This window comes from Moraxella sp. K127, assembly GCF_015223095.1.
GTDB lineage: Bacteria > Pseudomonadota > Gammaproteobacteria > Pseudomonadales > Moraxellaceae > Moraxella.
The window spans coordinates 24,614-35,005 of the sequence record NZ_JADFBZ010000032.1; the positions used below are offsets into that span (position 1 = coordinate 24,614).

General features: G+C 45.9%; 9 protein-coding genes. 2 read left to right on the plus strand and 7 right to left on the minus strand.

Annotated elements, in window-relative coordinates; genetic code table 11:
• Positions 1–92: 92 nt before the first annotated feature.
• From ispE to IM753_RS08185, 3 genes are all read right to left on the minus strand, one after another.
• On the minus strand, positions 93–962 hold the full coding sequence (ispE, locus tag IM753_RS08175) for a 4-(cytidine 5'-diphospho)-2-C-methyl-D-erythritol kinase (protein WP_065255818.1): 870 nt from the start codon (positions 960–962) through the stop codon (positions 93–95).
• Positions 963–966: 4 nt separating this feature from the next.
• Complete coding sequence (gene lolB, locus IM753_RS08180) at positions 967–1,542, minus strand: lipoprotein insertase outer membrane protein LolB (RefSeq protein ID WP_065255817.1); 576 nt, start codon at positions 1,540–1,542, stop codon at positions 967–969.
• A 251-nt stretch (positions 1,543–1,793) separates the two neighbouring features.
• The gene (locus IM753_RS08185; RefSeq protein WP_065255816.1) at positions 1,794–3,803 is read right to left on the minus strand and encodes a hypothetical protein; all 2,010 of its coding nucleotides are present in this window, start codon (positions 3,801–3,803) and stop codon (positions 1,794–1,796) included.
• 674 nt (positions 3,804–4,477) lie between these two features.
• Here IM753_RS08185 and hemA point away from each other — a divergent pair.
• Positions 4,478–5,812, plus strand: a complete 1,335-nt coding sequence (gene hemA / locus IM753_RS08190) for a glutamyl-tRNA reductase (RefSeq protein ID WP_065255814.1) — start codon at positions 4,478–4,480, stop codon at positions 5,810–5,812.
• A 37-nt stretch (positions 5,813–5,849) separates the two neighbouring features.
• Here hemA and IM753_RS08195 read toward each other — a convergent pair whose 3' ends face one another.
• The 4 genes from IM753_RS08195 to yaaA all read right to left on the minus strand — a co-directional run bounded on the left by IM753_RS08195 (position 5,850) and on the right by yaaA (position 9,042).
• Positions 5,850–6,785 carry a regulatory protein RecX gene (locus IM753_RS08195; protein WP_227514684.1) on the minus strand — a complete coding sequence of 312 codons (936 nt, stop codon included), beginning with the start codon at positions 6,783–6,785 and terminating at the stop codon, positions 5,850–5,852.
• Positions 6,786–6,789: 4 nt separating this feature from the next.
• Positions 6,790–7,848 carry a recombinase RecA gene (recA, locus tag IM753_RS08200; protein WP_065255840.1) on the minus strand — a complete coding sequence of 353 codons (1,059 nt, stop codon included), beginning with the start codon at positions 7,846–7,848 and terminating at the stop codon, positions 6,790–6,792.
• A gap of 181 nt (positions 7,849–8,029) precedes the next feature.
• Positions 8,030–8,209, minus strand: a complete 180-nt coding sequence (locus IM753_RS08205) for a hypothetical protein (RefSeq protein WP_194109069.1) — start codon at positions 8,207–8,209, stop codon at positions 8,030–8,032.
• A 50-nt stretch (positions 8,210–8,259) separates the two neighbouring features.
• Positions 8,260–9,042 (minus strand): peroxide stress protein YaaA, encoded by a 783-nt coding sequence (gene yaaA / locus IM753_RS08210; RefSeq protein WP_065255813.1) that lies wholly within the window; start codon positions 9,040–9,042, stop codon positions 8,260–8,262.
• Positions 9,043–9,184: 142 nt separating this feature from the next.
• Here yaaA and IM753_RS08215 point away from each other — a divergent pair, with 142 nt between their 5' ends.
• On the plus strand, positions 9,185–10,255 hold the full coding sequence (locus tag IM753_RS08215) for an enoyl-CoA hydratase/isomerase family protein (protein WP_065255812.1): 1,071 nt from the start codon (positions 9,185–9,187) through the stop codon (positions 10,253–10,255).
• Positions 10,256–10,392: the final 137 nt, after the last annotated feature.

A 10,392-nucleotide genomic window follows, 5' to 3' on the forward strand; every position in this document is an offset into this window, starting at 1 on the left:
CGAATTGCAATTCGCCCTTGATGAATTAATTATTTATGTAAAGTTGAGAATGGGGTTTATTTTATAAAAATGTTATCAATGGTAGGCACGCCCTAATACAGCCCCCGAGCAAATAGTGCGGGACAGGGGGCGTTGTCTATCAAGCGGTTGATGGCGGTGTCGTTTAACTCATAGGGAAGGGGCAAAAACACCGCCGAGCCTGTGCCACTCATGCGTGCCTTGGTGCCAATCTCATGCTCTAAGTCACACAGATAGCCAAAGGCATGGGCGACTTTGGCAGAGCGTGCCAGTACCAGCGGGGTAAAGACGTTGGTAAACAAGGCATTATCGCCAAAGAAGTTGGCACCCGATAGGGCGTGATGGCTGTACACAGGACAGTCTCGTTTGAGCTCATCACAGCCAAACAGCGTGGCGGTGCTGACATGTTCATCAGGCAATAGCACCAGATAGCCACAGTCGGGTAAGTCAATGGCGGTCAGTATCTCGCCAATGCCTGTGGCGATGGCGGAGGTTTTGTGAAAATGGGCAAAAATAAAAAACGGCACGTCCGCCCCAAGGCTCGCCCCAATCTTGATAAGCTCATCGGCAGAGAGCCGAAGTCCCCACAGCTCGTTGATGGCGATGAGCGTGGTCGCACAGTTGGACGAACCCCCGCCCAGTCCTGCCCCTGTGGGGATGTGCTTTTCTAGGATGATTTGGACGGATGAGGCATAAGCAGGATAACGCTTGGCTAGGGTCTCGACCGCCTTGACGATAAGGTTGTCATTGATGTCGTCGGTCAGCTCATCTGCCCCTATCAAGGTCACAAGCTTCTGACTTGTGGACGTGCGAAAAGAGAGCGTGTCGCCAAAATCGATGGCGGTAAAGACGCTTTGCAGATGATGATAACCGTTGTCCGCCCTGCCAGTGATGTGCAAGAACAAGTTGAGTTTGGCAGGCGAGAATAAAGTAAGCTGGCTCATGATATCAATTCGGATAAACGATGGTCATCACCACACGATGTCCGTCGGTGTGATTGATGACAAGACGGCTTGGGCGTGGGCTGTTTTTGGGGTATTCAAAACTGGCTGTCCAGTCATCATTGGTGCTTTGGGCGAGTCTGCCTTGTTCGTCCTGCTGACTGTCGGTATCGCCTTGGGCGGTTTTGCCGACTATCCAGTGGGGCAGATGACTGATGGGGGCGTGCCAACCTGTGGCTTTTTGGAGTAACTCTTCGGGGCTGTCTGCCTGTATCTCGCCTTGGTCGTTGGTGAGTGTGGCTTGTTGTCCGTCATAGCGGATTTGGGTCGCCCCCATGCCAAACGCCCCTGTTAAGTCAATGGCAAAGCGTTCATCTTCTTGCCCCCAGTTATAAAAAGCACTGCCTGCCTGTTTGCCGTTGGCGGTGTTTGTGGTGATACCGATTTTACCAGTGATGGCAAAGCGTAGGACATCATCATGAATCTGTTCGCTGATGGCAGGGGTGGTCTTGGGCAGGGTTTGACAAGCGGTGAGCGAGCCTGTGGCGACTAGGGCAAGGATAAGGGGGTGGATAAATTTCATGGGTGTCCTGATGATTAAATGGTAAATAATGATGAGTAAGGAATTAATGAAGAATGATGGTTAAAAAGATTTTTTAAAGTTGTTTAACAGTTGTTTACAGGTTGTTTAAATAAGACATTGCCAAATAAAAATACATGTTAAAATTTGGATATATGGGGTGAATTATTTGTCCAAAAATTAATTTTACATGGAGTAAATTGCAAGTTGCCCTTACAAGTCAATTAACAATCTCAAAAATCATTTCCCAAACTCTAATACTCCTGCACTTCCTGTCCTGTCCGATTTTGCCCAAAGGCAAAGCGGTTTTGTAGGTCAGCAAGCAGGCGATTGACCTTATCGGACTCGCCAAGCCCTTGGTAGGCACGCAGTAGGGTAATGCCTGCGTTTAGGTCGGGGGCGACTTCATAGGGCATTTCTAGGTAGTCCAGCACCGCCCGATAGTTGCCCTGTGATAGGGCGTGATTGCCAAGCACGATAAGAGCTTCAAGCTGTAACTGTGGGTCGTAATTGGGGTCGTCCGAGCTGATTTGGGCAAGGCTCATCGCCCCTTCGAGTGCTGATAGGTCGTTGGGGTTTTGGCTTAGGCGAAGTTTGATGTCGGCTAGGCGATACGCAGGGTTCATGCGGTCAAGCTCCAAGAGCTTATCGATGGCAAAGCGTTTGTCATCATCGCTAAGCTCATTTTGCAAAAGCTGAAAACTGGCAAAGAGCAGTCGGTCATCATCGGGATATTCACGATTGGCGACGGTGAGCAGGTTTTGGGCTTCGGTCTTTTTGTCTTGGCGTAGCAAAATCTCGGCATGGAGCAGATAGCTGTCAATGGCATAAATCTCAAAGTCATCACGCAGTCGCACCAAAGTGGCAATCGCTTTGTCCACGTCATCTTTGGCAAGATAGTAGCCGACCACTTTGGTACGAGCGTCCAGCACATGCTCGTAGTCTTTGACCTTTTCATAATGCTCTTTGGCAAGGGTAAGGCTGCCTGAGCGTTCGTAGCTGATGGCAAGGTAGTAATTGGCACGGCTATTAAAGGCAGGCACGTCAAGTAAGGGGGTCAAGACCGTACGGGCGTTTTCATATTTGCCGATGTCTAGCCCGACCAAAGCGGTCAGCAGGGCGACGTCAGGGTCTTTGGTTTGACGGTTTGCCACTTGCAGTAAATCCCACGCCCGTCCAAGCTGACCCATGTCTATCTCATGGCGAATCTCGTACAGGTGTAGCTCTTTGATGGTGGGCAACTCCTTGACTTTTTGGCGGATAAATGCCCACATGGCGGACTCTTGACCGCTTTCTTTTAGGATGTCTATTTTTAGGGTGATAAAGGCAAGGTTGTCAGGCTCATCCTTTAAGGCTCTATTAACATGAACCAAGGCAGGGGCGTAGTCTTGTAGGCGTAGTAAAAGACCTGCTCGCAGTACTGACAGCGATGGGTTATCGTCTTCCATGCTTTGCAAGGCGGTAAAAAGCTGTCGCTGTTCGTCAGGGTTTTGTGGAAAAATCCCCGTCAAAATCCCCGTCAAATCCGCCTTTTCATCATAATCCAAAATCATCGCCAACATGGTGTTTGCTTCATGATAGTCGCCTGCTTTTAGGGCAAGATGGGCGACATAGAACCATGCAGGGATGTGTTCAGGGTTTTGTCGTTGCCACGCCCGAGCAAAGGCAAGCGATTGTTTGGGGGTTTCGTACTCAATGGACAACGCCAACGCACGCTCAAAGACGGCTGTGGCATTGGCGGTAAAGCTCTCAGCTTTATAAATGGTCAAAGATTCACCAATCTGCCCCCTGTCCACGCCAAACTCAGCCGACAGCAGGGCGTATAAATCAGGATAGCCAAGCATGGGCGTGCTGTCATGGGTGTTTAGGGTGTCATCAAAGATGATGTCGGGGATGTCTGCGGTGTCGGCATTGGGTGGATAATTATCAGTGCCGTCATCGATGTACTCGCCATGCTCGCCCAGGTCAGGCTCGCCATGCTCATCGGGTGTAGATGGGGTGACAGGTACAAAGGCAGGCTCTGTCGTCTGTGGCGTGTCTTCATCGCTGTCTTGGGGCGGGATGTCGTTGCCAAGACTGCTGTCATCATCATAAAAGGGCAGTAGGATTTTTAGCAATGAGTCAAAAACCCCTGCCTGTGCCGTGGACATGGTTTTCTCGGCAAGGGGCAGAAGTGCCAACACGCACAGCACTAAAATGACGCGTTTTTTATAAGTGGGCTTAGTTCTCTGATGAGACCGCTCAATATTTGGCGTTGCACTCATGATAAAAATCGATGGATAAAGTGCCTTATTATAAGATGAAATGCCAAACAGTTGCAATGTTTTGAAACAATTTTAATGTAAAAATTACCAAAAAAATTGGCATATACCCAATAAACTTTAAAATTACTACAAACGCAATGATGTTTGGATGTAGGGACGTGCTGTGTACGCCCTGCACGGTAATGTCATCAAGGGTGTGCTCAGCACACCCCTACAAACCCGTGGTAAATATCAAGTTGGTTGAGTGTAAATCAAATGTATTGTGGCAATAGAATAAATCTGTACAATAATTCGTCAATTTTATATACAGGCAAAAAAAGACCCACTGAAGGAGGGGCAGTGGGTTGAGGAAAGGTTACGATGATTATTATTGTTATGTTATTCTAAATAGGGATGGGGTGGATTTTTTCAAGGATAAAAGGAGAAAAAAATGATAATTTTTAAAAAACTCATCATGTCCTAGCCTAGGATTGTTTGCGGTTAGGTTTTGAGGGGTGGGGTGTATTTTAGCATGGGTAAATGCCCATTTAAAACGATTGATTTTGTCAAAGTGTGTGTTTTGATTGAAAAGTTTCATAAAAACCCCCATTTTTTGTGTGTTTTTGACAAATGGTGTTATAATAATCCGTTTCATCATCTGTCTGTTTTATTTTATCTACCAAATATAGCCTGTCATGAAATTAGCCGTCATCGGAGTCAATCACAAAACCGCCCCTGTCGCCCTGCGAGAGCGGTTGTCGTTCGGCTCGGATTTGCCACAGGCGATTACTGACATTCGCCGTCTTGATGAGTCGGTTTCGGGGGCGGTCATCGTCTCTACTTGTAACCGCAGTGAGATTTATGTGGGGTTTGACGATGAGTGGCAAGCGGTCGCTGACGATGATGACGTGAGCGTGCAGGCGGGGCGGGTGCGGTCGTGGCTTGCCGAGTTCAAGGGCGTGGCACTAGATGACATTTCGCCTTTTTTGTACATTTATGAGAATAACCGTGCGTTGAACCACTGGCTTCGTGTGGCGTCAGGGCTAGACTCGATGATACTGGGCGAGCCACAGATTCTGGGACAAATCAGACAAGCAGTGTCACAGTCGCAGGCAGTGAGTGGAGTGGGCAGTGATTTTCATTGGCTCACTCAGCAGATTTTTGCGTCAGCACGCAGTGTCCGCCGTGATAGTAAGGTCGGACAGCAGGCGGTCACGTTAGGGTTTGCGACCGCCAAACTGGTCACGCAGATATTTGACAAGCCGGAGAATACCACGCTACTCATGGTGGCGGCAGGCGAGATGAACCGCCTTGTCGCTCATAACGTGGCAAGCCTTGGCATGAAAAACATCATCATCGCCAATCGCAGTCCACAGCGTGCCGAACTGCTCAAAGATGAGCTGGTGCAAATGGCACAAAATGCAGGGCGGTCGGTGCATGTTGAGTGCGTGGGGCTAGATAGTCTCGGGCAGGTGCTAAGCCGTGCCGATGTGGTGAGCAGTTGTAGCGGTAGCATGGATACGCTGATTAGTACGGAGATGGTCAAGCACGCCCAAAAGGTGCGTCGTCATCGCCCGTTGTTACTGGTGGATTTGGCGGTGCCACGAGACATCGACCCTGCGGTGGGTGGATTTGATGATGTCTATCTGTATTCGGTGGATGACTTACAGCATGTCATCGCAGGTAACCTAGAAGAGCGAAAACAAGCAGCGGTAGAAGCGGAGCTGATGGTCAGTCAGCTGACCCTAAGTATTGAGAGTCAAATGCAACTGCTTTCCGCCAGACGTTATATCGCTGATTATCGCATGATGGCGGACGAGCATAAAAGCAGACTGCTGTCACATGCCAAACACCGTCTGGCACAGGGTGATGACATGATGACGGTGTTAGATGAGTTCGCTCATCGCCTGACCAATACGCTCACGCACTCGCCGTCACGACTCATTCGCACCGTTGCCACGCACCAAGATTCACAGCTTTTGGAAGTGGTGGGAGTGGGATTGATGGATTATCGTGATAGGCAGGTCTGACTGTTTTGCTCAAAATCACCTTTGCTTAAAACTGCCTTTATTCAAAATCCCCCAAATTCATCTTTAATGCATCAAAACACACACCCATATCAAAGCCTCGATACTGCAAAAATCGCAGTTGGCGGGCTTTTTCTTTTGGGTCTTTTGGGATATTGTCGCCATATTTTTTACAGCGAGCTTCTACGGCAAGTTTGAGCCAGTCTATCTCATCGTCCTTGTCATTGCCCTTGTTATCATTGTCCAAAATCGTGCCGTCCGCCACGCTGTCCACATCGCTCATGACAATCAGCTCGTCCACACCGCCAAACGCCTTAACATCAAGCCCTGCTTTTTTTAGGCTATCTGTCAGATACCGCACGCCACGCCCTTTGCGTACCGCTTCACGCACGAGCGTGGTCGCACAGCGTGTGTCGGACTGATAGCCTTTTTCGGCAAATTCATCAAGCAAGTCATCTACCGCCTGTGGGTCGCAGTCTTTGGCGATGAGTTTGGTTTTTAGCTCATGGCGGGAAAGCTCTTTTTTGGACAAATAATAAAACGCAAGCCAACGCAAATAGCGAGTTTCTTTGTCGGGAAGTTGTAATTTTTCAATTTCAACTTGGCTTAATAATTTTAAAGAATTATCATCAAGCACCGTTTGACTGTCGTCTTTTAATAATAAATCCACCGCAGACGGCTGATTATCGCTTTTTTGGGATTTGCGTTTGCGTGGGGGTGTTGGTGTGTCGGTTTGGGAGTTGGGATTTTGGGTGTTCTTAACTGATTTTTTAAAGGAGTGTTTGACGGTGTTGGTTAAATTTTTTGGTTTATCGGACAAAAAATTGTCATCGGATTGTTGGCGTGTATCGTTGTTTTTATCGTTCGCTTTATCGCTGTTATTATTATTCTTTTTATCAAAAGTTTTAGCAGACACAGGTTGTCCCATGTCTGCTAAAATGTCATCTAAGGTTTGTATTTTTATGGGTTTGACCATAAAATTAGTTGTCCATGCCTTCTACATATTCAGGCACTTCGCCGTCATCATCGCTGGGGGCGACTGGCACGACATTGGCAAGTTTTAGCTCACGGATTTTGGCTTCAATCTCTTGGGCGATTGCAGGATTTTCCGCCAAAAATTGACAGGCATTGGCTTTGCCTTGACCGATTTTTGAGCCTTCATAGCTGTACCACGCCCCTGACTTGCCCACAATGTCAAGGCTTGCCCCGATATCTACAATCTCGCCCAAGCGGTTAATACCTTCGCCATACATAATGTCAAATTCGGTTTGGCGGAACGGGGGAGCCATTTTGTTTTTGATGACCTTGACACGGGTTTCAGAGCCGATGATTTCTTCTTTGTCCTTGACCGAACCGATACGGCGAATGTCTAGGCGGACAGACGCATAGAACTTCAAGGCGTTACCGCCTGTTGTCGTCTCAGGCGAGCCGAACATGACGCCGATTTTCATGCGGATTTGGTTGATAAAAATCACCATACAGTTAGAGCGTTTGGCGTTACCTGTGATTTTACGCAAGGCTTGGCTCATTAGACGTGCTTGCAGACCCATGTGGCTGTCGCCCATTTCGCCTTCAATCTCGGCTTTTGGGGTCAAGGCGGCAACAGAGTCCACCACAATCAAATCCACCGCCCCAGAACGCACCAGCATATCCACGATTTCAAGGGCTTGCTCGCCGTTGTCGGGTTGGGATACCATAAGTTCGTTCAAATTTACGCCCAATTTTTTGGCATAAATGGGGTCTAGGGCGTGTTCTGCGTCAATGAACGCACATTTTCCGCCTTGCTTTTGGCATTCGGCAATCGCTTGTAGGGTGAGCGTGGTTTTGCCCGAGCTTTCAGGCCCGAAAATCTCAATGATACGCCCCTTTGGTAAACCGCCAATCCCCAGAGCAATGTCCAGCCCGAGCGAGCCTGTGGAAATCGTCTCTACATCTACCTTGATAGACTCATCGCCCAGATTCATAATGGTGTTTTTGCCGAACGCCTTTTCAATCTGAGCCAATGCCATTTGCAACGCTTTTTCTTTATTGCCTTCAATGCTTTCGTCTTTTTCTTTGGGTGCTTTTGCCATAAGAATTACCTTTTTTCAACTAAAATTAACGTGATAAAATAACTAAATTTACTTAAAACTATGACCGAAATCGTGCTTATTTTAGCACTTTTTTGGGCAAAATGGCGGTAATTTTTGCGTTGTTACAATAAATAATTGTTAAGTTAAATTAGGGCGTGTTGAACATTGATAACATTCTTATAAAATAAGATGAAAATTTAACACTTTTATCAATTTTTGCATGAAAAATGGCTAAATCTTGTTTTTCATCGTCAAAAACTTGTCTGATAGAATAACTATCAGCCTGCGTTTTTTCCTTGAAAAACGTGCGATTTTTCTCATTTTTCATTGCAAATACCAAAGTTCAACACGCCCTAAATAATTTATTAAAAATTACTGCTAAATCTGTTCATCTCGTTTAAATACCCATTCATCATCACTGCTTGCTTTTTCGTCAAAATAATAACCGTCCATATCAAAGTTTTTTAGCTCATCGGGGTTTGTGATTTGATTTTTTGCACAAAAATTCATCATCATGCCACGGGCTTTTTTGGCATAGAAACTCACGATTTTATATTGTCCGTTTTTTTGGTCTAAAAATTTGGGCGTGATAATGTCCGCCTTGATTTTGGCGGTATTGACCGCTTTAAAGTATTCATTGGACGCTAGATTTATCAATACATCAGAACCACTATTTTTGATATTGTCATTTATCACATTGGTAATCTCATCGCCCCAATAGCCGTATAAATCATCGGCATGGGGTGTTTTTAATTTCGTACCCATTTCCAACCGATAAGGTAGCATATTATCTAACGGCTTTAAAATGCCATATAACCCTGATAAAATCCCCAAATGCTGATTTAAATATAAAATCTCATCGGTATTTAATGAATAAGCATCAAGCCCTGTATAAACATCGCCGTCAAACAAATAAATTGCAGGCTTTTTATTATCATCAAAAGGATAAGTCCAATTTTGGTTACGGACGACATTTAATTCGGCGATTTTTGCAGATACGCCCATAAGCTCTTGTAAGTCTATCACGTCTTTATTTTTTAGGGTTTTCATTAACTCTATGGCGTGATTGATAAGTATGGGCTCGCTTAAATGGTTGTCTACATTAAAGGGAATGGCAGTTTTTTCATCTAGGTTCTTGGCAGGGGATATTAAACAATACATGATATTTTCCAATGATTAAGATAATTTAAAAGATAAAAAGATTATAAAATAACTGGTGTGATTTTTCAATTTAAAAATATTGATTTGACGGTTTAAATTTGTTATATTAAATCCTTATTTCAACCATTAAAAGGAATTTTTCATGACCGACACGATTTTGGCACGCCTAGCCCCAACCGCTCACGGCAAACACATCGGTATCATCACGCTCAACAACCCCAAAGCCCTAAACGCCCAAAACCTAGACATGGTCAAAGCCACACGCACGCACCTAGATACATGGGCGAATGATGACAGTGTGGCGGTCGTGGTGCTACACGGCACAGGCGACAAGGGGTTGTGTGCAGGGGGCGACATCAAGGCACTCTATGGCGGGGCGAGTGGGGCGACCGCCCACGACTTTTTCACGCACGAATACGGACTCATGCACGCCATGCACACCTATCCCAAGCCTATCATGGCGTGGGGGCATGGTATCGTCATGGGTGGCGGTATGGGGCTGTTTGGCGGGTCAAGCCATAAAGTCGTTACGTCCGCCACACTCATGGCAATGCCCGAAGTCTCTATCGGGCTGTTTCCTGATGCTGGTGCGTCCTACTTTTTAAATCATCTGGCAGGTAAGGTTGGGCTATTTTTGGGGCTAACGGGAGCAAGATTTACAGGGGCGGACGCTCATGCGTTTGGCGTGGCGGATTTTGCAATCAGTCATGATAGATTTGATGACGTGCTAAGTCGTATTTGTCAAATTGATTTTAAGGACAATCAAACCAATCATCATTTATTATCCGCCTGTTTAAATGACTCTCATGATACATCCATATTGGGTGAGAGTGAATTGTCAAAGGCATTTGATGAGATTAATCATCTGATGAATGTAGGTGATTTGATGGATATTGATAAAGCCCTAATGGCTTATGATGGCGATAATGACTTTATCAAATCCTCCATAGACATTTATAAAAATGGCTCGGACACCACAAAAGCCATTACCTTTAAAATTTATCATGATTTAAAAACGACCAAAAAAGATTTTTCTTTAAAACAAATATTTGATTTGGAAACGGTCGTGGCGACACATTGTGTCAATCACGGCGATTTTAAAGAAGGGGTGCGGGCATTACTTATTGATAAAGACAAAAGCCCCAAATGGCGACATACGCTTGCCGATATGCCTGTGGGATATATTGATGAGTTTTTTGGGGAATTTGTTTAGTTGGGGTTGTTCATTACAGGTGTATTTTAAATTTTGGACGTGTAGGGGCGAATGATATTAGCCCAAAAATCAACACATTATCACAGGGAAAATGTGATTTGCCCCTACAAATACACTTTAAAAAATGAAAAAGTACC